At 56.6% G+C, this 23,646-nt stretch carries 22 protein-coding genes and 3 tRNA genes; 12 read left to right on the top strand and 13 right to left on the bottom strand.

Going from position 1 to position 23,646, the window contains the following annotated elements; translation table 11 throughout:
• Nucleotides 1-84: 84 nt before the first annotated feature.
• The 6 genes from EGI20_RS09385 to EGI20_RS09360 all read right to left on the bottom strand — a co-directional run bounded on the left by EGI20_RS09385 (nucleotide 85) and on the right by EGI20_RS09360 (nucleotide 3,246).
• Nucleotides 85-160: transfer RNA gene (locus tag EGI20_RS09385), tRNA-Gly, on the bottom strand.
• Nucleotides 161-179: 19 nt separating this feature from the next.
• Nucleotides 180-255, bottom strand: a tRNA-Gly gene (locus EGI20_RS09380).
• 31 nt (nucleotides 256-286) lie between these two features.
• A tRNA-Gly gene (locus tag EGI20_RS09375) sits at nucleotides 287-362 on the bottom strand.
• Nucleotides 363-441: 79 nt separating this feature from the next.
• Entirely contained in the window at nucleotides 442-1,023 is a 582-nt protein-coding gene (gene pgsA, locus EGI20_RS09370) for a CDP-diacylglycerol--glycerol-3-phosphate 3-phosphatidyltransferase (protein ID WP_124734210.1), read from the bottom strand.
• Between the two features lie 16 nt (nucleotides 1,024-1,039).
• Nucleotides 1,040-2,839, bottom strand: a complete 1,800-nt coding sequence (gene uvrC, locus EGI20_RS09365) for an excinuclease ABC subunit UvrC (RefSeq protein ID WP_498631254.1) — start codon at nucleotides 2,837-2,839, stop codon at nucleotides 1,040-1,042.
• Nucleotides 2,836-3,246 carry a DUF4124 domain-containing protein gene (locus EGI20_RS09360; protein ID WP_498631253.1) on the bottom strand — a complete coding sequence of 137 codons (411 nt, stop codon included), beginning with the start codon at nucleotides 3,244-3,246 and terminating at the stop codon, nucleotides 2,836-2,838. The genes uvrC and EGI20_RS09360 overlap by 4 nt, the downstream gene beginning before the upstream one ends.
• Before the next feature lie 143 nt (nucleotides 3,247-3,389).
• On the opposite strand from EGI20_RS09360, the gene guaB reads away from it, so the two are divergent.
• Nucleotides 3,390-4,850 carry an IMP dehydrogenase gene (guaB, locus tag EGI20_RS09355; RefSeq protein WP_498631252.1) on the top strand — a complete coding sequence of 487 codons (1,461 nt, stop codon included), beginning with the start codon at nucleotides 3,390-3,392 and terminating at the stop codon, nucleotides 4,848-4,850.
• A 107-nt stretch (nucleotides 4,851-4,957) separates the two neighbouring features.
• On the top strand, nucleotides 4,958-5,842 hold the full coding sequence (locus EGI20_RS09350) for an alpha/beta fold hydrolase (protein WP_498631251.1): 885 nt from the start codon (nucleotides 4,958-4,960) through the stop codon (nucleotides 5,840-5,842).
• A 26-nt stretch (nucleotides 5,843-5,868) separates the two neighbouring features.
• Here EGI20_RS09350 and eptB read toward each other — a convergent pair whose 3' ends face one another.
• Nucleotides 5,869-7,554, bottom strand: coding sequence for a kdo(2)-lipid A phosphoethanolamine 7''-transferase (gene eptB / locus EGI20_RS09345; protein WP_498631250.1), 1,686 nt, complete (start codon nucleotides 7,552-7,554; stop codon nucleotides 5,869-5,871).
• A 236-nt stretch (nucleotides 7,555-7,790) separates the two neighbouring features.
• Here eptB and EGI20_RS09340 point away from each other — a divergent pair, with 236 nt between their 5' ends.
• The 3 genes from EGI20_RS09340 to EGI20_RS09330 all read left to right on the top strand — a co-directional run bounded on the left by EGI20_RS09340 (nucleotide 7,791) and on the right by EGI20_RS09330 (nucleotide 11,474).
• Nucleotides 7,791-8,642 (top strand): cysteine hydrolase family protein, encoded by an 852-nt coding sequence (locus tag EGI20_RS09340; RefSeq protein ID WP_498631249.1) that lies wholly within the window; start codon nucleotides 7,791-7,793, stop codon nucleotides 8,640-8,642.
• Complete coding sequence (gloB, locus tag EGI20_RS09335) at nucleotides 8,635-9,396, top strand: hydroxyacylglutathione hydrolase (RefSeq protein ID WP_498631248.1); 762 nt, start codon at nucleotides 8,635-8,637, stop codon at nucleotides 9,394-9,396. Before EGI20_RS09340 ends, gloB begins: the two co-directional genes overlap by 8 nt.
• A 155-nt stretch (nucleotides 9,397-9,551) precedes the next feature.
• Nucleotides 9,552-11,474 carry a lytic transglycosylase gene (locus EGI20_RS09330; RefSeq protein WP_498631247.1) on the top strand — a complete coding sequence of 641 codons (1,923 nt, stop codon included), beginning with the start codon at nucleotides 9,552-9,554 and terminating at the stop codon, nucleotides 11,472-11,474.
• 2 nt (nucleotides 11,475-11,476) lie between these two features.
• Here the strand turns inward: EGI20_RS09330 and dtd are convergent, their stop codons facing one another.
• On the bottom strand, nucleotides 11,477-11,929 hold the full coding sequence (gene dtd, locus EGI20_RS09325) for a D-aminoacyl-tRNA deacylase (protein ID WP_498631246.1): 453 nt from the start codon (nucleotides 11,927-11,929) through the stop codon (nucleotides 11,477-11,479).
• A 90-nt stretch (nucleotides 11,930-12,019) separates the two neighbouring features.
• Between dtd and yaaA the strand changes: the two genes are divergently transcribed.
• Entirely contained in the window at nucleotides 12,020-12,802 is a 783-nt protein-coding gene (gene yaaA, locus EGI20_RS09320) for a peroxide stress protein YaaA (protein ID WP_498631245.1), read from the top strand.
• Here yaaA and EGI20_RS09315 read toward each other — a convergent pair.
• From EGI20_RS09315 to EGI20_RS09295, 5 genes are all read right to left on the bottom strand, one after another.
• On the bottom strand, nucleotides 12,797-13,792 hold the full coding sequence (locus EGI20_RS09315) for a 2-hydroxyacid dehydrogenase (RefSeq protein ID WP_498631244.1): 996 nt from the start codon (nucleotides 13,790-13,792) through the stop codon (nucleotides 12,797-12,799). The two genes, yaaA and EGI20_RS09315, sit on opposite strands and share 6 nt — an antisense overlap.
• Before the next feature lie 103 nt (nucleotides 13,793-13,895).
• Nucleotides 13,896-14,189, bottom strand: a complete 294-nt coding sequence (locus tag EGI20_RS09310) for an acylphosphatase (protein WP_498631243.1) — start codon at nucleotides 14,187-14,189, stop codon at nucleotides 13,896-13,898.
• 258 nt (nucleotides 14,190-14,447) lie between these two features.
• Complete coding sequence (locus tag EGI20_RS09305; protein WP_235930014.1) at nucleotides 14,448-14,639, bottom strand: hypothetical protein; 192 nt, start codon at nucleotides 14,637-14,639, stop codon at nucleotides 14,448-14,450.
• Nucleotides 14,640-14,848: 209 nt separating this feature from the next.
• On the bottom strand, nucleotides 14,849-16,909 hold the full coding sequence (gene metG, locus EGI20_RS09300; RefSeq protein ID WP_498631242.1) for a methionine--tRNA ligase: 2,061 nt from the start codon (nucleotides 16,907-16,909) through the stop codon (nucleotides 14,849-14,851).
• A gap of 102 nt (nucleotides 16,910-17,011) precedes the next feature.
• Entirely contained in the window at nucleotides 17,012-18,289 is a 1,278-nt protein-coding gene (locus EGI20_RS09295; protein WP_498631241.1) for an MFS transporter, read from the bottom strand.
• A 269-nt stretch (nucleotides 18,290-18,558) separates the two neighbouring features.
• Between EGI20_RS09295 and apbC the strand changes: the two genes are divergently transcribed.
• The 6 genes from apbC to EGI20_RS09265 form a co-directional block, all read left to right on the top strand.
• Nucleotides 18,559-19,710: an iron-sulfur cluster carrier protein ApbC gene (apbC, locus tag EGI20_RS09290; protein WP_498631240.1), complete on the top strand. Its 1,152-nt coding sequence runs from the start codon at nucleotides 18,559-18,561 to the stop codon at nucleotides 19,708-19,710.
• Between the two features lie 69 nt (nucleotides 19,711-19,779).
• Entirely contained in the window at nucleotides 19,780-20,562 is a 783-nt protein-coding gene (gene murI, locus EGI20_RS09285) for a glutamate racemase (protein WP_498631239.1), read from the top strand.
• Nucleotides 20,563-20,843: 281 nt separating this feature from the next.
• On the top strand, nucleotides 20,844-22,235 hold the full coding sequence (locus EGI20_RS09280) for a tyrosine-type recombinase/integrase (protein WP_498631238.1): 1,392 nt from the start codon (nucleotides 20,844-20,846) through the stop codon (nucleotides 22,233-22,235).
• 418 nt (nucleotides 22,236-22,653) lie between these two features.
• Nucleotides 22,654-22,839, top strand: coding sequence for a helix-turn-helix transcriptional regulator (locus tag EGI20_RS09275; protein ID WP_498631237.1), 186 nt, complete (start codon nucleotides 22,654-22,656; stop codon nucleotides 22,837-22,839).
• Nucleotides 22,840-22,941: 102 nt separating this feature from the next.
• Nucleotides 22,942-23,244, top strand: a complete 303-nt coding sequence (locus EGI20_RS09270) for a hypothetical protein (RefSeq protein ID WP_498631236.1) — start codon at nucleotides 22,942-22,944, stop codon at nucleotides 23,242-23,244.
• Nucleotides 23,235-23,646 (top strand): PriCT-2 domain-containing protein (locus EGI20_RS09265; RefSeq protein ID WP_498631235.1); only part of this gene is annotated, 412 nt, incomplete at its 3' end. The genes EGI20_RS09270 and EGI20_RS09265, both read left to right, overlap by 10 nt.

The raw sequence follows: 23,646 nt of genomic DNA, 5'->3' as shown, positions 1-23,646 counted from the left end.
ACTCGCGACCTCAACCTTGGCAAGGTTGCGCTCTACCAACTGAGCTATTCCCGCATTGGGTAAAACTTCACAAACTGTCGATTTTGGAGCGGGAAACGAGGCTCGAACTCGCGACCTCAACCTTGGCAAGGTTGCGCTCTACCAACTGAGCTATTCCCGCAAACCGGTCAATCTGTGTGTGGAGCGGGAAACGAGGCTCGAACTCGCGACCTCAACCTTGGCAAGGTTGCGCTCTACCAACTGAGCTATTCCCGCATAACCACTTACTTTTACTCAAAAATTAACCTGGAGCGGGAAACGAGGCTCGAACTCGCGACCTCAACCTTGGCAAGGTTGCGCTCTACCAACTGAGCTATTCCCGCATCACATTTCTTGTCTTGCTAACGTTGCCGTCTTCAAGAGAATGCGAATTATAAGGATTTTCCGAAGCCTGTCAACACTTCATGCATCCATTTTTTTATCCGCGAACTCTTTTGCCGCCATGCGCAGATAGTAAACCATTGACCACAAAGTTAAAATTACGGCCACAACCATAAATAAATTTCCGATTACCAGCGTACTTACAAACGGAAAAACAGGATCCGCATACAGCAACAGCAAGATAGCCGCCATTTGCGCCATGGTTTTAAGCTTGCCTATGCTCGCCACGGCCACACTCTTGCGCGCGCCCATCTCGGCCATCCACTCCCGCAGCGCAGAGATGGTGATTTCCCGCCCAATGATAATCATGGCCATCCAGCCCTCGGTCCGCCCCAGCTCCACCAATAAAATAAGCGAAGCCGCCACAATCAGCTTATCGGCCACCGGATCCAGAAAAGCACCAAATGCCGAAGTCTGGCCCAACCTGCGCGCCAGAAAGCCATCCAGCCAGTCTGTCACCGCCGCCAAAAAGAAAATCACTGCGCCAGTCACATTGGCAACATGCGAAGACATCAGGCTAGGCGGCAGAAAAAAGATCGCCACAAAAATGGGGATCAGGGCAACCCTGAGCCAGGTCAGGAAGATAGGCAGATTGAACGGCATGGGGTGATCTTTGTTATTAGTGCAAGGCGTTATAAATCAATTCGGCCAGCTTGTGGCTGATTCCTTCGACCCGGGCAAGGTCATCAATACTGGCAGCCTTTACGCCGCGCAGCCCACCAAAACGGGTTAACAACTGCTGACGACGCTTGGCACCGACACCAGGAACTTCTTCCAGTGTCGACATGGTGCGCGCCTTGGCGCGGCGCGCCCGATGCCCGGTAATGGCAAAGCGGTGCGCCTCATCGCGCACAGTCTGAATCAAGTGCAGCGCAGGATGATCGCTGGGTAATTGTAACGTCTTTTGCAGATAAGGGAGGATTAGCGTCTCCAGGCCAGGTTTGCGCGCCTCACCTTTGGCCACCCCGACAATAGGCAGCACAAGACCCAACTCCTGCATCACCTCCAGTGCGACACCCACCTGCCCCTTGCCGCCATCTATCAGCAACACATCCGGCAACTTGCCCTCGCCTTCGGCCAGTTTGCTGTAGCGCCGGGTCAGCGCCTCGCGCATCGCGGCATAATCATCTCCTGCCTTAGCCGTTGCAATATTGAAGCGCCGGTACTCGGCAGGCTGCATACCCCCCTTGTCGTATACCACACAGGAAGCTACCGTCGCCTCGCCCATGGTATGCGAAATATCGTAACACTCCAGCCGCGCCACCCCATCCAGTTCCAGCACCTCGGCCAGTGCAGCCAAACGCGCAGATTGACTAGCCTTGCTGCCCGCACGCTGTGCACAGGCAAGCATTGCATTTTTCTCGGCCATTTCCAACCAGACCCGCCGCTCACCTATCGGATGACTCACAATATGCAAGGCATGCCCGGCTCGCGCCTGCAACGCATCACTCACCACCTCCGGAATGGCATGATTGACCACCAGCACGGCAGGCAAAGGCGCCGTCAGGTAATGCTGACCTAGAAAGGCCTCCAACATGGCCGAAGCATCGCTATCTTCGGCATTAACAGGAAAAAAACTTTTGTCACCCAGATGACGTCCACCACGCACCATCACCAGATTGACGCAAGCCACCCCCGCCTCCAGCACAGCCACCACCACATCGGCGTCCAGTTGCGAGGTATTGCTGGACACAAACTGCTGCTCCTGCACGCGCGACAGAGCCTGCACCTGATCGCGCAGTTCGGCCGCCAGCTCGAACTCCAGCACCTCGGCCGCCTGCAGCATGCGCTGCGACAAGCCATCAATCAGCTCGTTTTGCTTGCCCGACAAAAAGGCGGCGGCACTGGCCACGTCCTGCGCGTAAGCCCCTGCACTGATTTTGCCCACACAAGGCGCAGTACAACGCTTGATCTGGAATAACAGGCAGGGACGCGAACGGTTGGCAAATACCGAGTCTTCACAGGTGCGCAGGCGGAACACCTTCTGCAAGATCTGAATACTTTCTCGCACTGCATAGCCATTGGGAAACGGCCCGAAATACTGGTGCGGTTTTTTGGGCTCACCACGAAAGTACGCCAGTTGCGGAAAGGCATGGGCAGAAATCATCAAATAAGGGTAAGTTTTGTCGTCGCGAAACAGAATGTTGTAACGCGGCGCCAGTGCCTTGATCAGATTATTCTCCAGAACCAGCGCCTCTGCCTCCGAGCGCGTGACCGTGGTTTCAATCGCAGCAATCTGGCGCACCATCAACTGAATGCGCGGACTCAGATCCGACTTCTGAAAATAAGAACTGACGCGGCGCTTGAGGTCTATGGCCTTGCCGACATACAGAACCTTGCCGGCAGCATCCAGCATGCGATAAACGCCAGGCAAAGATGGCAGTCCGCGCAGAAACTCGGCCACATCAAATACGCTCACGAACCGCACCACTCTTTCACATCCTTGCGGGCCGTTGTCAGGACAGCTTCGCTACGCGGTTTGGCCGCTTCCGCCCGCTCAAGATTGGTTTTGGCGCGGCTGCAGTTATCCGCGCGCATGCGCCGGTTATAGTCTTCAACCTTTTTATTCAGCTGCGCTGCCTCTTGTTGCAGACTTGCAGCCGAGGCAGCCGCCGGTGCCACAGCTTGAGCGACTCCCGGCGCGCTCGCTTCGCGCGCGACCGCCATACCCGTACGCACATCCATCTTCTGAGCCTGAGCGCCGGCTGGAGGCCGGTCGGAATAGACCGTACGCCCGCTGGCATCTTTCCACTTATAAACCTCCGCCACCGCGGAAAACGAAGCCAGCAGCAGTGTAGCGCCACATAAAACCACTCTGAAATTCATACGCCCCCCGAAACTGCGTAAACAACTGACCCGTCAAGCACGCCTGCTACGGGCATACACCAGCACAAAATAGGCCAGGCTAGTCTTTGCCTAGCAAGCAGATTCGCCTGTATAATCTGCTTTTGCTGCCAAGGAAGCGCCAGATGCGTATCATCGAAAAAGCCTACACCTTCGACGACGTTCTCCTCGTGCCGGCCCAGTCCTCAGTCCTGCCGCGCGACGTCACCCTTTCTACCGTTCTTACCCGTAATATCCAGCTGAACCTGCCCCTGGTGTCTGCCGCCATGGATACGGTAACCGAATCCCGTCTGGCCATTTCGATGGCGCAAGAAGGCGGTATCGGCATCGTACACAAAAACATGAGCGTAGAGCGACAGGCGATGAAAGTTTCCAAGGTCAAACGCCATGAGAGCGGCGTGGTCAAGGATCCGATTACCATCGCGCCCGACATGCTGATCCGCGATCTGGTGCTACTGACCCGTCAGCACAAGATTTCCGGCCTGCCAGTCATCGAGGCAGGCAAGGTCGTCGGCATCGTCACCAACCGTGACCTGCGCTTCGAAACACGTCTTGACCAGCAAGTCGCTTCCATCATGACCCCGCGCGATCGCCTGATCACGGTCAAGGAAGGCGCCAGTATCGACGAAGCCCGCGAACTGATGCACTTCCACAAACTGGAGCGCGTACTGGTCGTCAACGATGCCTGGGAGCTCAAAGGCCTGATCACGGTCAAGGACATCATCAAGACTAGCGAACACCCGCGCGCCAACAAGGATGCACAAGGTCGCTTGCGTGTAGGCGCCGCGGTCGGCACCGGTGGTGACACCGAAGAGCGCGTTGCCGCACTGGTTGCCGCTGGCGTGGATGTGATCGTGGTGGATACCGCGCACGGCCACAGCCAGGGCGTGATCAACCGCGTACGCTGGGTCAAGGACAACTACCCGCAAGTTGACGTGATCGGCGGCAATATCGCCACGGCAGAAGCCGCTCTGGCACTGGTTGCAGCCGGCGCAGACGGCGTCAAGGTTGGTATCGGCCCAGGCTCGATCTGCACCACCCGTATCGTGGCCGGCGTCGGCGTGCCGCAACTGACCGCGATCCACAATGTCTCCGAAGCCCTCAAAGGCAGCGGTGTACCGATGATTGCCGACGGCGGCATCCGCTTCTCCGGTGACATTTCCAAGGCACTGGCTGCCGGCGCCAACTGCGTAATGCTGGGCGGCATGTTTGCCGGCACCGAAGAGGCACCGGGCGAAGTCGAGCTGTATCAGGGCCGCTCGTACAAGTCCTACCGCGGCATGGGTTCGCTGGGTGCAATGGCACAAGGCTCGTCGGACCGCTACTTCCAGGACAACGAGGCCAATGCCGACAAGTTCGTACCGGAAGGCATCGAAGGCCGCGTTCCTTACAAGGGCCCGATTGCACAGGTCATTCACCAGCTGATGGGCGGCCTGCGCTCGTCCATGGGCTATCTGGGCTGCGCCACCATTGCCGAGATGCACGAGAAAGCCGGTTTTGTTGAAATCACCTCCGCCGGCATGCGCGAAAGCCATGTCCACGATGTGCAGATCACCAAAGAAGCACCAAACTACAACGTAGGCTAAAACCCTCCGCTGTTGCCGGATACCGCACCCAAGATCAGGGTGCGGTTTTTTTACGCCACTCATAATGACGTTAAAATAACACCTTATTCAGCCCACCCCTACCTGCCATGTACACGCCACTCCAGAACGCCCGCTCGGAACTACACCAGCGCGACAAACACCGCACCCGCATCCTGCACTGGGGAAACCCTGATAAGCCGCTTCTGGTATTGCTACACGGCTGGATGGATAGCGCAGCGACTTTCCAGTTTGTCGCCGACCATCTGGCTACACACTGGCACCTCGTCGCGCCGGATTTGCGCGGTTTTGGCGACAGTTCATGGAATCACGGCAGCTACTATTTTCCAGACTACCTGGCGGACCTGGACGCACTACTTGAGGCACTCAGCCCGGGCAAAGCCGTCATGCTGGCCGGACACAGCATGGGCGCCATGATAGCGGGGCTTTATGCCGGCATTCGCCCGGAGCGTATAGACAGGCTTATGCTGATAGAAGGTTTTGGTCTTGCACAAACACGGCCCGAAGAAGCCCCCGGGCGCTATGCGCGCTGGTTGAAAGAGCAAAACCAGCCCCCCGCATTTGGCCAACTGGAAAGCACAGCCAAACTCGCGGACAAACTGCAAGAGCGCAATCCGCGCATGCAGGCCGAACACGCAAGCTATATGGCCGAGCAATTGACCCACCTTGCCGACGGGGCATTGCACTACCGTGCTGACCCGCAGCATAAAGGCGTCAACCCCATTCTGTACCGGCTGGAAGAGGCCAAGGCTTGCTGGCGCAAGATCAATGCGCCGGTGCAATGGGTGCTAGGTGGAGATATGTGGGATCACCCCATGGCCAAGGGCGTGCTTGACACGCTGGACGAGCGGCGCACCTGCTTCCGCCAGCTACAGGAAGTCACCATCTATCACGCAGGGCATATGGTGCAATGGGAGCAACCGCAAGCGCTAGCACAGACCATGCATGACTTTTTCAGCCAGCCATCCGCCTAGCGCCCACGCTGGCCACAACATCCGGTTCAGGACTTAAGCGGCATGACCGGTACAGGCTGCGGCTGGGCACACCAGTTATTACGCGCACGAATGCCGCCATCGGGCGAAGAGTATCCCAGACAGCCCAGCACGCTATCGAAGATTTCCTCATGCCGCAGCACCCGCCCCGATGCCTGCAGCTTACGTAGCGCGGCAAAGGCACGTGCACCATCGACCTGGGCAAGATAGCTGTCCGAGGCCCACATCACCACAGGCACATCGAACTGCTCGGGCGGAGCAATGTCACGCGGCGTGGCATGGAAATGACTATTTTCCTCAATCGACTCGCCATGGTCCGGCACATAAACCATTAGCGCCTTGCGCCCTTTAAGGCGCGCAATCACCTCGGCCAGCACATGATCGGTGTACAGCACACTATTATCAAACGCATTGATCAGCGAGGCCTTGCTGCACGCATCGTCAATGCTGGTGCATTCCGGGGTATAGCGGGCAAATTCACGCGGATAACGCTGTGAATACTGATAATGGGAGCCCTTGGTATGCAACACCACCAGATGCTTACCCTTGGGATGGGTCGCCAACGAGCGCTCCAACTGGGGCAGCAACAGCATATCGCCCGTGTGCTTGCCACTACTGAGCTTGTCCGACACTACCATTTCACGCAGCGCATACTGATCGGCTTTCAGGCTGTTATAAAACCACAGCTCGCTTTGCATGGAATACAACTCACTGCTGTAACCCAGTGACTTCAGCACGGCAAAGACATTACGCTCCTTGAGCGTGCGCTGCGCATTATCGGCAACACCGCCTTCACGCACAAACATACAGCGCAACGATAGCTTGGTCGCGGTATCGCAGGAACGCCCCTGAAATGCCAGTACGTTTTTCTCGCTCCCTAAACGCGGCGTGGTATCGCGTTCATACCCTAGCAGACCAGTATTACGCCCGCGCGTAGTTTCGCCAATCACGAACACGACGGTCGTGTCCTCAAGGCTAGGACTGTTTTTCCAGCTAAATGCCGTCGCAGGATCCAGCAGCTTGCCGTTACTTTGTGCCTCAGCGGCCCGGTTATAAGCCACCATACCCAGACCTGCGATCCAGTTGCTGGGCAAATAACTATGCGCCACCGCACCTGCGCGGCTGGGGCTATAGGTATTATTCGCCTGCGCTTTGGCTTCTTCATACCTGTCCAGCTGGCGCAGGGGCAATACAGCCAGCACAAGTGCCAGTACTGTCGTCCATAGAGGCAAAGCTCGCTGGCCTGGTGTTTTCAAAGCCTGCCACATATTGCGCTCTAGCTTGGTTTTCCATAGCAAAACAAGAGGCGGCAACGCCGTCGCGACCAGCCATAGCACAAAATCCCAACCTATCGATTCGCGCGCAAGATCAGTGTCGGTCGTCAGCACAGACACCATCACGCCGTAGCCAACCACCACATTAAATAGCGTCATGTAGTAGCTGGCGGCCGCAGAAAACAATAGCAGCAGGCTTCCCAGTACGCGGTAGAGCAGACGTCCGCCCAAGCCAGCCAATGCAAACAACAAGTAGCTGAATGCCAGCACGGCGATGATCTCGATCCCGATCGAAACGAACTCTCCCGCGCTGGCTGGCACTATACGCCGCAGAAATACATCCGCATTAAGTAGCACACCGATATAAAGGGATAACAACAAGGACAGTTGAAACTGGGACAGGGAGAGCAGTTTGCGCATCGACAGCTTTTCAACTTTTAAGAATAAGGGATCATAACTAAATTTATTAAGCTGGTCAGTTGGAAAAATAAAAAAATTGGTCTTGGCATATTCATACCAACCAAACGCACAACCACTCAATAAAATCAATGATTTGTATATTCATCAGCACGGTGCGCTTCAGCACCCTGTGCAAAACAGTGATAATTGAGTGCATGCTGTTTCCAGACTAATTTTAGCGAGCCCCTCCTTCCACCGTGACCGCACTCAAACGACAACTACTGATCATCGACCCGCAAAACGATTTTTGCGACCTGCCATCTGCGGCCCTGCCTGTCCCTGGCGCCACGGCGGACATGCAACGACTAAGTCGTCTGATACAAACACAGGGCCATTTGCTTGATGCCATTCATGTTACGCTGGACACACATCAGCAACTGGATATCGCCCACCCTAGCTGGTGGTGCAATACATCATGCGAAGCGCCGCCTCCCTTCACCCAGATTTCGATTACTGATATTGAAAACGGCATCTGGCAAGCGCGTAATCCGCAGCAACAAGATCACAGCCTTGCCTATGTAAAGGCACTCGCCCGAAGCGGGCGTTATCAACTCATGGTCTGGCCGGAACATTGCCTGCAAGGCAGCTGGGGACAGCAAGTCCATAGCGGGCTGGCCAAGAGTCTTGCCGAATGGGAGAACAGCCACGGCCTTAAGGTGAATTACATCCATAAAGGTTATAACCCGAACACCGAGCATTATTCGGCCATTCAGGCGGAAGTACCCGACCCTGCTGATCCGGCAAGCCAGGTCGACAAAGCATGGATAGCGATGCTCGCGCACGCCGACGCCCTCCTCATTGCCGGCCAGGCGTTGTCACACTGTGTAGCCAGCACCATAGAAGACTTGCCGACACAACTGGGCGAGCCCTACCTGCAAAAAATGTGGCTGCTAAGCGATTGCTCAAGCCCGGTGCCGGGTTTTGAAGTTATCGCAGAAACATTAATGAGCAAAATGAGCGCGCGAGGCATGCACAGTGCGCACAGTAGTGCACTGGACTTAAGCCAATTGACAGCAACAAGTCAGCCAAAGGAGAAGCACCGTGCCTGAAATCCGGCCTATTAAAGCGTTCAGCGACAACTATATCTGGGTCTTCCAAAGTAAAAATGGCCTATGTGCCGTCGACCCGGGTGATCCAAAACCCTTGCTTGCTTGGCTGACAGAAAACCGACAGCCACTGACGGCCATCCTGCTTACCCATCACCACTCCGACCACATAGGCGGACTAGCCTGCCTGCGCGAGCACTTCCCCGACCTGCAAGTTTATGGTCCAGCCTCCATTGCAGGTGTCACCCACCCGGTATGCGAGGGGGGGCAAATAAGTCTGGGCGAACTGACGCTGGATGTTATCGCTACACCCGGCCACACACTGGATCATCTGATCTATCTGGGTCCTGACTTTGCCTTTACCGGCGACACACTATTTGCTGCCGGCTGTGGGCGCCTATTCGAAGGCACACCAGCCATGATGTACCAGTCGCTATCCCGACTGGCAGGCTTGCCCGACACTACACGCCTCTATCCTGCCCATGAGTACACACTGGCCAACCTCTATTTTGCCCAAGCATGCGAGCCGGACAATCGGGCCATCAAGGACAGGCTGGCATGGGCACAACAATGCATGGAGTCCAGCACCCCCACGCTGCCGGTTCTGCTCAGTGCAGAAAAAGCCAGCAACCCCTTCCTGCGCGCCTCGCTTCCATCGCTTGTGGCGGCGGCATCCAGCCGTGCAGGACATGCCGTCAAGCCGGGACTGGAAACCTTCACCATTTTGCGCCAATGGAAAAACGAGTTCGTTAGATAGCAATCATGCTCAATTAATAACAAATGCATCACTCTGCAAACCGTGTGCATTTATCGCAATATTGTTGATTTCAATTGATTTATTGCGTTGACAGCCCCCTCTTGCGTGGTAGCATCGGCACGGAATGAAATATCGAATACCGGGCTCTCCTCGAAATGAAAAAACTCACGCTTGCACTTTCCCTGGCTCTCGCCTTTTCCGCATTTAAGGCACCAGTACAGGCTGGGACACTGTTTGGCAAACCCGCAGGAGCCTCGGTAGACGAGGCGATGGCTGCGGGTCTGGACATGATGTTGCTAAACACCAGCTTGCTCAGAAATGGCGACAATCTGTTGTTTCGTGCGCGCGAAGGCTTTCAGATGGCCGAGGTCAACCCGGAGCTGATCCGCAAGATAGAGCGCCAATATGCGGCCAATCCTGCCGGATTACAGCGCAGTATGGCCCGCAGTCAAAAATACCTGTTCTTCATCATGAATGAAGTCGAAAAGCGCGGCATGCCGACAGAGCTTGCCTTGCTGCCTGTCGTGGAGAGTGCCTTCCTGCCAACGGCACAATCCCACGTCGGTGCGGCCGGTTTGTGGCAGTTCATGCCGGCAACCGGCCGCCAGTACGGACTGGAACAGACCTGGTGGTATGACGGCCGCCGCGATGTTATCGACGCCACCCATGCCGCGCTCGATTACCTGCAATATCTGCACGGACGATTTGGCGATTGGGGCTTTGCCCTGGCTGCCTACAACTGGGGTGAAGGCAATGTCTCGCGTGCCATCGCCCGCGTCAGGGCCCAAGGCCAGGTCGAAACTTACGAAAACCTGCGCCTGCCAAATGAAACCCGCAACTATGTACCCAAGTTGCTGGCCGTGCGCAATCTGATTGCCGAGCCGGAAAAATTCGGACTCAACCTGGCCGCCTTTCCCAACAAGCCCTACTTTGTCGCCGTTTCCACCGGCCGCCATATGGATATCGACGTAGCGGCACGGCTGGCCGAGGTCTCCAGCGCAGAATTCCGCGAGCTAAACCCCGCATTCAACTTGCCGGTTTACGCACACAAAAGCGGTCGCCAGATGCTGCTACCCGCCAGCAAGCTGCACCGCTTCGAGCGCAACCTGGCAGCATGGGACAAGCCGCTACTGAACTGGGACGTGCACATGCCGGACAGTAGTACCGATGCACAGAGTCTGGCCCAGCAGTTCAATATGGATGCGAATGAGCTGATCCGGGTCAACAACCAGCGCAACGGCCGCTTTGCGGCAGGACAGCCGGTTCTCGTCGCTGCCAATAACAGCAATGCAAGCCCCGTCGCGCTACGGGTATCCAGCGCCGGACGCGCCTCTGCACTGGAAACGCCCATGGTCGCCGCTATCGGACGCGATGAAGCGGTACCGGCTCAAGCAGATATAACCGAGCGCACGGTGCTGACGCCGGCCATTCAGCAAGCAGCGCCTATCGTGCCCCCTCCTGTAGCGCCAGTGCTCGTCGCCACGCGCATCACGCCGACGTCCGCCATTGCACCCGTCGTGACAGCAACCGCAGCGGTTTCCGGCTTGCAAGCGGCAAGTTCCGCCGCTCAGCCTATCGCCGTCACGACCGAGACAACCGGCCCTAGCCTGACAATCAGAACGACTCCTGCACTGCAAGCATCTGTCGCCGTGCAAGCACTGGCCCAAGCCCAGCAAGCGGCCATGCCACAATTGCAAAATGGCCAGCACATCGTTGGCACGGGCGATACGCTTTACAATATTTCACGCCGCTACCAGATGAGCGTGAGTGAACTGCAAGCACTAAACGGACTGGACAACACCACACTGCGTCTGGGGCAAAGTCTTAAGATCAGTGGTACGCCCATTTTGGCCAGGCCCGTCCCGGCCAGCAGTGAAGCCATCGCCCAACTGGCACAACTGGATCAGCCCGCCACCTTCAAAAAAGTCAGCCGCGAGTATGTGGTACAAAGCGGCGATACCGTTTTCGGTATTGCCCGCAAGCTGGGCCTGAACCATGCCGACATCCAGCGCTGGAACGCTATCGGGCAACAAGCCAGCCTGCAACCTGGTCAGCGCCTGCTGATTCAGGGCCTGTAAGCCTATTCAGGCTGGCGGCTATCCAGCCACAAGGTCACCGGCCCATCATTGACCAGACTGACCTTCATCTCTGCACCAAAACGGCCGGTTTCGACCGGCCGGCCCAACACAGCGGACAGGCGCTCGACAAAGGCATCAAACAGGGGGCGGGATAGCTCGGGACGGGCAGCGCGGCTATAACTTGGCCGGTTGCCCTTCTTCATACTGGCCATCAAGGTGAACTGACTGACAGCCAGCACGTCACCCCCACAGTCCAGCAGCGAGCGGTTCATCACCCCAGACTCATCGTTGAATACCCGTAGCTGACTAATCTTGCGCACCAGCCAGTCGATATCGCTCGCAGCGTCCGGCTCCTCTACCCCAACCAGCAATAACAGGCCGCCAGCGATGGCCCCCACCACCTCGCCATCCACCGTAACACTGGCCTCGTTCACCCTTTGCAGCAATACGCGCACTCCTTGCACCCCAGCTTTTCGGAAAGCCGTATTTTAAGGGCTTTAGGCTACAATCCTGAAATTGCGTATGCTTTCAAAGGCTATTACCCCATGCTAATGCTGATCTCGCCGGCCAAGACCCTGGACAACACCCCTCCTTCGGAGGGCATACCCTGTACCCAGCCTGAGTTGCTGGCACACAGTGCCGCCCTGATGCCCACGCTGCGCGAATTAAGCCCGCAACAACTGTCTCAGCTAATGAAGATCAGCGACACCCTCGCCATCCTCAATGCCGGCCGCTTTGATAGCTGGCAACCACCCTTTACCAGCAGCAATGCAAAGCAGGCTGTACTGACGTTTATGGGGGATGTATACGAGGGGCTGGGTGCGCAACAGATGAATCAGGACGAGCTGCTATGGCTGCAAGACCGGTTGCGCATCCTGTCCGGTTTATATGGCGTATTAAGACCACTGGACCTGATGCAGCCCTACCGCCTGGAGATGGGTACGCGTCTGGCCAATGCGCGGGGCAATAATCTGTATGCCTTCTGGGGCGACATCATCACCGACACCATCAACCGGCGCCTGGCACAAGACACTGATCCGGTGTTGATCAATCTGGCCTCGGAAGAGTATTTCAAGTCGGTCAAACGCCAGACCATCAATGCTGCCATTATCACGCCAGTGTTTCAGGACAGGAAAAATGGCCAGTATAAAATCATCAGTTTTTACGCCAAACGCGCCCGCGGGCTGATGGTACGCTGGGCGCTGAAACACAAGATCGAACAGGCGCAAGATCTGCGTCGCTTTGACAGTGAAGGCTATGCCTTTGATGCCGATGCATCGAGCGAACTTGAGTGGGTATTCCGCCGCGACTCAGCAGGCGCCTTATAGCAAAACCTCGTTCAGCAGATGCTCGCCGCGCTCATACGCCTGCGCATTCTCCAGTGTCGTTCGGGCAATAGCCGCCAAGGCTTCCTGTGTCAAAAACCCCTGATGGGATGTCACCAGCACATTGGGGAAAGTCAGCAGCCGCGCCAACTGGTCATCCTGCAAGCAGGCTGCGGACAAATCCTGGAAAAACACACCCTCCTCCATCTCGTACACATCCAGCCCCACCCCCGTCAGGCGTCCAGCCTTGAGCGCATCGATCAGCGCAGACGTATCCACCAGCCCGCCGCGGCTGGTATTAATCAACACCGCCATAGGCTTCATCGCCGCCAGCGCCTTGGCGTTGATGATATGGTGCGTAGCTACGCCAAGCGGCAGATGCAGGCTAAGTACATCACTCTCACCCAGCAGACGCGCCATACTGCAATACTCAAAGCCCAGACTGGCCGCTTCCTCCATTTGCGGCCGAGGATCGCACGCCAGCACACGCATGCCAAAACCACGGGCAATGCGAATGGCTGCCAAACCTATGCGCCCGGTGCCCAGCACGCCAAATGTCTTGCCCTGCAAATTGAAACCAACGAGTCCATCCAGTGCAAAATTCAGCTCGCGCACGCGTGCATAGGCCTTGTGCGTATGGCGCACTACGCTTAACAGCAGGGCAAAAGCGTGTTCGGCGACCGCTTCCGGCGAATAAGCCGGCACCCGTGTCACCGCCACGCCATACCGGGCACACGCAGCCAAATCCACTCCGTTGTAACCTGCGCAGCGCAGCGTCACCAGCATCACCCCCGCTGCAGCCATCCGCTCAACCACGCTATCGTCTATGCAATCATTAACGAAGGGGCAGACCGCATCAAAGCCCTGCACCAGACTCATGGTTTGCGCATTCAGGCGCGGCTCGAAAAAAGTCAATTCATGACCAAAAGCGACATTAGCCGACTCCAGCGCCTGACGGTCATAATGTTTGGTATCGAAAACAGCGATGCGCATATCAGCCCCTTTGCGGGATGAGTAACGATGGTGAAGCTGACTGTATCGTAGCAAGCGACCCCGTTCGGGCCGGGATATAGATAGAAGAATAAAAACGCCCACCTTACAGGGTCGGGCGCTGGATAAATCCCTTGCAAGCCTGTAAACCCAGTTTGATCACGCAGACCTTGTCGACTCTGGCCGCTATAGGACCCCGCTGTGCCCAAAGGATAAAAGCATCAACCGCTACAGATTCTCCCTCAAGCAAGACTTCAACCGTACCGTCACAACGATTCCTGACCCAGCCGTTCAAGCCGAGCTCACCACTTAACATGACAGCACTATCACGGAAGTACACACCCTGTACCTTTCCGTAAATACGCAACAGACGCGCAATCATGGTGATGATTTCCGACAAATAATGGATCAGGGGTAGCGACTATCCGGAATAAAAGCAGACGCAGACGGCGATACACAAAACCTGACTGGCCTCATGACGCTATAGCATGCCTGAAGCTAAGACTTAAAAAAATTTGGGCCGCTATTGAAGCGGCCCCATTCCCGATCTGACAACACCCACTGAACGGCAGCCCTACCGCTGCCAACCATACCCACAATGGATGTCCAAACTTAAACGACTCGAAATAGACTATACGATCATCCTAAGCAGAGCTGCTTAGCAACTGGCATTCAAATAGGCATCCGCCGGGTAGACTGCGCTTTCAACACCAAGCAGTGAGCGAAAAGTGACCTGAAACTTGCGACCGACCGGTGCAACCTCAACCACCTCGTAGCGGTCTACTTCGCCGTTGTCTTTTTGCTCGTGTATCTGGAACCCTGGCTGCAACTGGCTTACTTTTATCATCATTGTCTGGCCTCCTTTATCAACAATCCCCATTAACCAACCCTTTTATCTTATATAAAAATAAATATTTATCAGTAAATACTAAAATTCTTTACTAGTCAAGAATACAATAGCACTCATTCATTACACATTCATTAAATACCCAAAACAAAAGCACTACAAATGCAAAAATGCTTTTGTAGTGCTTTTTTTGCTACGCCACCACTGAATAATCAACCCACGCGCATGCCTGGCAGTACACCCTCGTCAGCATCCAGCAGGAACAAGCCTTGGCTATCTTCCGTACCCGAGCCGCAGACTATCATGCCGGCCGATACGCCAAAACGCATCTTGCGTGGCGCCAGATTGGCAACCACCACCACATTGCGCCCGATCAGCTTTTCCGGCTCGCCATACGCCTTGCGGATACCGGAGAAAATATTGCGCGTCTCAAAACCCAGATCGACAGTGAACTGCAACAGCTTGTCCGAGCCTTCAATAAACTTGCAGTCCAGCACCTTGCCGATGCGCAGGTCAACCTTGGCAAAGTCGTCAATGGTAATGGTGTCGGCCAAAGGCTCGAATTGTGCCGCTGCGGCGGCCGGGGCTTGCTGTTCCATGCTTTGCTTGTTCGCTTCTATCAGTTTCTCGACCAGCACCGGGTCGATGCGCTGCATCAGGTGCTGATAAGGATTGATGACATGACCCAACAGCAGCGTCTCGCTGTCGGACCACTGCAGTTTTTCCAGATTCAGGAAGGCTTCGACGCCCTCGGCCAGTTTGGGCAATACCGGCTTGAGGTAGATAGTCAGCAGGCGGAAAGCGTTGATCAGTACCGAGCACACTTCCTGCAGGCGGGCGTCCTGCCCTTCCTGACGCGCCAGTTCCCACGGTTTGTTAGCATCGACGTAAGCATTGACCAGATCTGCCAGCGCCATCACATCGCGCAATGCCTTGGCGTACTCGCGTGCTTCAAAGGCGGCGGCGATATTGGCGCCTTCGGCCTGCAAACGGGTCAACAGCTCCAGATCGGAAACGCTGTCGGCCAGCTTGCCGTCAAAGCGCTTGGCGATAAAGCCGGCGGCGCGGCTGGCGATATTGACAAACTTGCCCACCAGATCCGAGTTCACCCGGGCGATGAAATCATCGAGCGAGAGATCGATGTCTTCGATGCGGGCATTGAGTTTGGCGGCGATGTAGTAACGCATCCACTCCGGATTCAGCCCGCAGTCAAGATAAGACTTGGCGGTAATGAAAGTGCCACGCGACTTGGACATTTTCTGCCCATCCACGGTCAAAAAGCCGTGTGCGAACACGCCGGTCGGTGCGCGATAGCCGGCATATTTCAACATTGCCGGCCAGAACAGCGCATGGAAGTACAGGATGTCCTTGCCGATGAAGTGGTACAGCTCGGTAGTGGAATCGGCCTTGAAGTACTCGTCAAAGTCGATGCCGGTTCGGTCGCACAAATTCTTGAACGACGCCATATAGCCGATAGGTGCATCCAGCCAGACATAGAAATACTTGCCCGGCGCATCCGGAATCTCGAAGCCGAAATACGGTGCGTCACGCGAGATGTCCCAATCCTGCAGGCCACCCTCGATCCACTCGTTCATCTTGTTCAGCGACTCGGCCTGCAGGTGCATCTGCTGCACGCCGTCGGCGCGCAAGGTGCTGCCGCCAGTCCATGCCTTCAGGAAGTCGGCGCAATCGCCCAGCTTGAAGAAATAATGCTCGGAGCTGCGCAAGACCGGCGTCGCGCCAGAAACAGCCGAGTACGGGTTCTTCAGCTCGGTCGGGCTATAGGTCGCACCACACACCTCGCAGTTGTCGCCGTACTGGTCCTTGGCACCACACTTCGGGCACTCACCCTTGACGAAGCGGTCAGGCAGGAACATCTGCTTTTCCGGGTCAAACAACTGCTCGATGGTACGCGAGGAAATCTTGCCGTCGGCACGCAAAGCCTTATACACCGTCTCGGCATAGGTCTTGTTTTCCGGGCTATTGGTCGAGTAGTAATTGTCGTAGCCAATATGAAAACCGGTGAAGTCGGCCAGATGCTCGTCCTTCACGCGCGCAATCAGTGCCTCGGGAGTGATGCCCTGCTTCTCGGCCGCCAGCATAATGGGCGAGCCGTGGGTATCATCCGCACACACATAATGGCAGTCGTGACCACGCATCTTCTGAAAGCGTACCCAGACATCGGTCTGGATGTGTTCGACCATATGGCCAAGGTGGATCGCGCCGTTCGCATAAGGCAGCGCGCTCGTCACCAAAATCTTGCGTTTCGTCATCGGAAAGCCCCTGGATTCGATTTCAAGCCATCGATTATAACAATAAAGGCAGGACAGGATCGAAACCGACCCCACCCTGCCTTTTCATCAGAAAAATCTGTCTTAAGCGCCTTGGTTGGCAAGCTCCGGCTGCCGGTTTTCCTGCTCAGGCATTTTGGCCTCAGCCTCGGCGCGCTCGGCCATGGCCAGCGCCACCATACGACTGGCCAGGCAGACAAAGACCAGCGAGGTCACCAGCGACAGCAAGGCAAAACCCGTCATCCCGCCAGCTTTATAGACCAGAGTAAAGCACTCGATCCCCAGCGCGTAACCCAGCATCGAAATCATGCTCATACTGGCGGAAACCGTGCCCTTGCCTTCGGGACAGGACATCAGGGCAAAACGGTACAATACACCGAACGCCATGCCTTCGCCAAAAGCCATCAGACTCATGCCGGCTACCATGGTGTACTGCGGCGCATCAACAAACAGCACGCCACCCAGCATCAAGGCAAGACCGGCAACAATCGGCCACATGCCCAGCTGCACCGATCGCCCAAGCGGCCAACGCTCGGCCACCATAGCCAGAAACAGGTTGCCGGCAATCAGGCCGCCGAACACCGGAATCTGCATCAGACCATATTCGACCGTGGTCATGCCCAAGTCCTGCACCAACAACACCGGAGACAGCGCAATCCAGCCCATCAGCGGCAGAGCCAGCAGCGGAATGCACAAGGCCGACAGTACGAAGCGGCGATTACGGAACACCGCCAGATAGTCGTGGCCGATCTGCGACAAGGGCAGCTTCTCATGGCTGGGCTTGACCGTTTCCGGCATGCACAGCAGCAGACCAATCAGCGAAACAAAAGACAGCGCCGCGATCAGCAGGAAGCTGGCGCGCCATGGCGCCAGCTCAAGCAAGGCCGCGCCGGCCAATGGACCCAGCAAGGGTGCAATCAAGGCCACATTGGCCATCAAGGCCATGACCTTGACGGCGGTTTTTTCCTTGAAGGCTTCCTGCACGGCGGCGTAACCCACCGCATTGATAAAGCACAGGCCGACCCCTTGCAGCACGCGCAAGGCGATAAATGCCTCAATGCTGCTCACCAGATAGGTGGCCAGACAAGTCAGCGTAAAATACGCAACCCCGGCCAACAGCACCGGACGACGGCCGATACGGTCAGACAGAGGGCCGGTCAACCATGGCAGCAAGGCGCCGCCGGCCAGAAATGCCGTCATCGAGGTCGGTACCCAGGACGAGTCCACCATAAATTCGCGCGTCACCGCCAGCATGGCGGGCTGCACCATATCGTTACAGATGTAAACGGCGAACTCGAACAGCACCAGCGCAAGCGGGAACAACAGAGCCGCACGCCCGGAAAGAGTGTGTTTTGCGTGCATATAAAAGAACAAAACCTTTCAAATCAAACAGCAACGGCGCCACAAGGGCGCCGGATAAAGGCGGGTTTGGCATACAGCCAAACGCAGAAAAGGGGGCGATTCTACTTCAGCCGGCACTGATATACCAGCATGCAAGCGGTTTTACCCTTGTGTCCTCACGCCCCTGTCAAACAGGGCAAGCATCGCCTTAGCCGGGACTAGCGCGTATCATCCGCAAAACAGCAAGCGCAGTTCGCGCACCCCATTCTCCGACTTGACGAATGCCATCCATGTTTTCGAAAATCAGCCGCTACTTCAGCCCCCACGACCGCGAGGAGAAAAACAACACCATGACCGTGACTGAAACCCAGCTGCAAGACAGCGTTGCCGGGCTGATCGACAGCAATACCGGCAAGCCTTATAGCGCGGCCAAAGCCATACGCAAACTGTCAGTCAGCGATGACTGCATTTCGCTGGCTGTTGTCCTGTCCTATCCGGCTCAAAGCCAGTTCGAAGCCATACGCGCACAATTCGCCGAAGCTCTGCAGCCTTTGGCGCAAGGGCGACGCCTTGATATTTCCGTCAGCAGCCAGATCGTCAGTCATGCAGCCCAGCGCGGCGTGCCTTTGCTTAATGGCGTCAAGAACATCATCGTCGTCGCCTCGGGCAAGGGTGGTGTCGGAAAATCCACTACTGCAGTCAATCTGGCGCTGGCGCTCTCGGCCGAGGGCGCACGCGTCGGCCTTCTGGATGCGGATATCTATGGCCCGTCGCAACCACTGATGATGGGGGTGGCCGATGCCAAACCCGAAGTCATCGAAGGCAAGGGACTCAAGCCGGTAGAAAACTACGGCGTACAGACCATGTCCATCGGCTATCTGGTCGACACCGACCAGGCCATGGTATGGCGCGGCCCCATGGTCAGCCAGGCGCTGCAGCAACTACTGAGCGACACCCAGTGGGACAATCTGGACTATCTGGTCGTGGACATGCCGCCAGGCACCGGCGACATCCAGCTGACGCTGTCGCAGAAAGTGCCAGTCACCGGTGCCATCATCGTCACCACGCCGCAAGACATCGCACTACTGGATGCGCGCAAGGGCTACACCATGTTTGAAAAGGTCGGCGTGCCGGTGCTGGGACTGGTGGAAAACATGGCCATCCATATCTGCTCCAACTGCGGCCATGCCGAACATATCTTCGGTGAAGGCGGCGCAGCCAAAATGGGGGCAGACTTCGGCATCGAACTACTGGGCTCACTACCACTGGATATCAGCATCCGTGCCGCCGTCGACGCTGGCAAGCCAACACTGGCTGCCGAACCGGACAGCACGATTGCCGCGACCTACAAGGCAATTGCGCGCAAAGTTGCGGTCAAGATCGGTGAAAAGGCACAGGACTTCTCCGGCCGCTTCCCCAAGATCGTGATCCAGAACAGCTAAGCCGGCTGTTTGCCCCGCTGGCCTGCCCCGTGCAGGCCAGTTTTTATTGAGTACCCATCTGGAGTTTGCATGATAGGCATGTTCGACTCGGGTCTGGGCGGCCTGTCGGTCTGGCGCGAGCTTGCCAGACAATTGCCACACGAATCGGTCATCTATCTGGCCGACCGCGCCTGGTGCCCGTACGGGCCGCGCAGCCACGATGAAATCGAAGCGCGCAGCACACGCATTGTCGAGTGGCTGCTGACACAAGGCGCGACCAGCATTGTCATTGCCTGCAATACCGCTACCAGCGCGGCGGCCGCAAAATTGCGCCGCCACTACCCCGGCCTGCCCATCATTGGCATGGAGCCCGCCATCAAGCCGGCCGCACTTGCCTCCCGCAGCGGCCATATCGCGGTACTGGCGACTCGCGCCACGCTGTCGGGTGAAAAGCTGCAACGCCTCGCCGCGCACTATCACGAGCACGTCAAAATCACGCTCTTACCCGGCGACGGTTTTGTCGAACAGGTCGAGGCCGGCGAACTGGATAGTCCCCAGACCCGCAACACGGTCAAGCAGGCTTTGGCAGACCTCGCTGATAGCGATGTCGACCAGATTGTACTGGGTTGCACCCACTATCCCTTCCTCGCCCCGCTACTAGCCAGCGTCTGGCCACAGGCCGAACTCATCGACCCTGCCGGTGCAGTCTGCCGCCAGATACGCCGCCAACTGGAAACCCACCACTTGGGCAGCCCTCTGGAGCAGCAGGCAAGCTACCGCTTTGTCAGCACCGCAGAACACACCGGCATGCAGGATTTTATCGCCCGGGTACTGGACATAGAAACAGAAGTCGAGCCACTGACACTGGCCTGAAGCAAGGAGAACGCAGACGCAAAAAAGGCCATCTGAACAGATGGCCTGATTTATGGTGTCTTTTGGTCGGGATAGTAGGATTCGAACCTACGACCCCTTGCACCCCATGCAAGTGCATATAGCGAATCAGCACAAATCATCAAAACACAAAATGTAGCCTCAAAGCCAAGCCAGACAATGATTCTGGCTTTTTCTTTGTCCATTCATAAATCATGTTGTATCATCGCTTTGCAATCTAGATGTAACCCAGAAAGTAACCCAAAGCGAAGGTATCAGGACAAATGGCCATTAATACACTGTCAGCCAAGGCAATCGAGAATGCCCGCCTCAAAGATGGCGAGGATGAAGTATTCATGCGCGACGGTGATGGCCTGGAGCTTCGCATTAGGACTGGCGGCTCAGTCTGGCAGTACCGCTACACCTTCCAAGGGAAGCGCCGCGTGCTACCCATATGCGATGGCGGCAATACCGCAAAAGAACGCCGAGATGCCGCCGCTGTAGCGCGTGCCGCTGCCGTCCAGTACCGAGCATGGGCAAAGCCACCTAAAGCATCTGGCGTACTGCCGCGTGACCCCCGCGACGTACTGAAACAACTGGCCAACGAAAAACGCCAGCAAGAGATAGAGCAACAGCGCCTAGACGCGGAAAGCAAAGCCGCCGCCGCACTGGCTGCCGCCCGCCTTACATTCAATGGCCTGTTCGGCAAATGGGAGTCTGCAATACTGGCTGGCCGAAAGGATCAAGGTACGGAGACAAGGCGCTCGTTCACCAAGGACGTATTCCCTGCCATTGGCGAGCTGTACGCCGACCAAGTGACCAAGGCGCACATATCCGGCCTGCTGATGGCCATCGTCCAGCGTGGATCAAACCGGATGGCCAACAGAACCCTGACCGACCTAAAGCAGCTTTTCACATTTGCTTGCGTGCATGGCCTGCTGGAGAACGACCCTACCGCCCATTTCGGAAAACAGCACTTTGGCGGGCAGGAAGTCGAGCGTGATCGGGTGCTGTCCGAGCTGGAGCTGAAAGAGTTGCTTAATGGCAAGCTGAATGCCTGCACCCTGCCCGAGCGGTACAAATGCGCGGTACGGCTGCTGCTGGCAACGGCGGCAAGGGTCGGTGAATTGATGCGTGCCAGGGCGAGCGACTTTGATCTATCCGCCGGCTCTGGCGGCATCTGGATTATCCCAGCCGAACACGCCAAGAACGGCAGGCAGCACATCATCCACCTGAGCAGCTACGCCGCCGAGCAAGTGCAACGGATTATTGAAATCAACACGACACAATCGGAATGGCTGCTTCCTAGCCGTCTGGACGCCTCACGACACACCGATACCAAAAGCCTGGCCAAGATGCTACGCGACCGGCAAAAACCCGATGGCGAGGCACTACAGCACCGCGCCGCCGCTACCGATGAGCTAGTGCTATCGGGTGGCCAGTGGACGCCGCACGACCTACGCCGGACGGCTGCCACTTTGATGGGGGAAGCTGGTGTTGCGTTTGAGGTGGTCGAGCGCTGCCTGAATCACACAGAGCAAAGCAAAGTGGCGCGGACATACCAACGGCAGGAGATGCTAGATGCCCGCCGCCGTGCATTTGCACAGCTTGGTGAGGTGCTAGCCATCGCAGAAAACAACACTTTTAACGTGGTGGCTATGCGAAAAATCGGATAAAAGAGCCATGACAAAAAAATTATTAACACGCAAACCCTGTAAAACTGGGCACCTAATTTTTACGCGCTTTGTCAAGACTTCGAGACAGGCAGTGCATCAGGTACAATTTGTTGTGTCAAGATAAACGTATGGCCAAAATGAAACAGCCACCCGTAATAGGCAGCTGTTTTGTATGAAGGATTTGATCGTCTAGGAAACTTTCAAATCCAGCGGCTTGATCGCCTAGGAAACGATCTAGCCAACCCACAGGCACAAAGGCGCAATGGTCTCCTCACAAGAGAATATAATCCTAACAAATTGCTAGCCACCCTAAAAGCTTTATCGCATTTTTACGCGCTTTACGGGAAATGGCAGCAATTTGTTCGTGCCCTGTGGCCTTTCAATTTTGTGCCGTCCAAGATGGCAGAAAGACCGCAATATGCTACAAAAACACCTTCGCCCAGCCCAAGTGGCGGCCCGCTACAGCGTAACCCGCGTCACTATCTATCGCTGGGTGAACCGCGACCCCTCTTTCCCCCGTCCGCGCAAGATCGGCGGCGCCACCCTGTTTAGCATCGCGGAACTGGATGCCTGGGACGCCCTGCATCTGAACAACGCAGCCTAACAAGGACAAGCCATGAATATGCAATTCACTTTGCAGGCATGGCCACGTCTGCGTGTCGACTATGCGCCAGCATTTCCACCAGCACTAACCAAGGGATAAACCATGCGAAAAAACAAAATCGCCTTTGCTGGCGAGGCCACCGGCTTGCCTGCAATCAACCCCAACGCCCTGCACATGGCAAAACGGGACGCCCAGTTATCGGCCTTGCGCATGCTGCGTGTGATGCGCTGGCATCTGGATGCGCACGCACACCAAGCCCACGGCGACAAGGCCGCAGCGGCCTTTGCTGGCACTTTCTTCGGGGTGTTCGGCGACTGCACGGCGGCGGATGTATTCATTGCCTCGCTGATCGAGCAATGCCCGGCGCTGATCGAGCAACTGGAAAGGGAAACAGCATGCAGATAATCGACAGGAACGAACTGGCATCTGCACTGGCCAGCATCGACCCGCACGACCGGGATGGATGGGTCACCATGGCCATGGCGTGCACGGCGGCACTGGGTGAAGACGGTTTCCCGATCTGGGACAACTGGAGCCAGGGCGCCGACAGCTACCGTACCAAGGACGCCCAAGCCGTATGGAAGTCGGTAACAGCCGGGGGCCGCGTCACCGAGCGCACGCTATACCATGCCGCCCGCGCCCGAGGCTGGCAACCAAGCCGGCCTATTGCCCCGCTTTCGCCCGAAGAGCAGGCCCGTATCGAGGACGAACGAGCCACCGCCCGGCACGAGGCCGAAACCATCCGGCAGGCCCAGCGCGAGGCGGCACAAGCCAAGGCCAGAAAGCTGTGGGCGCAGGGGTATGATG

This window comes from Aquitalea sp. S1-19 (assembly GCF_024343515.1).
This window is presented reverse-complemented; position numbering and strand designations above follow the sequence as displayed.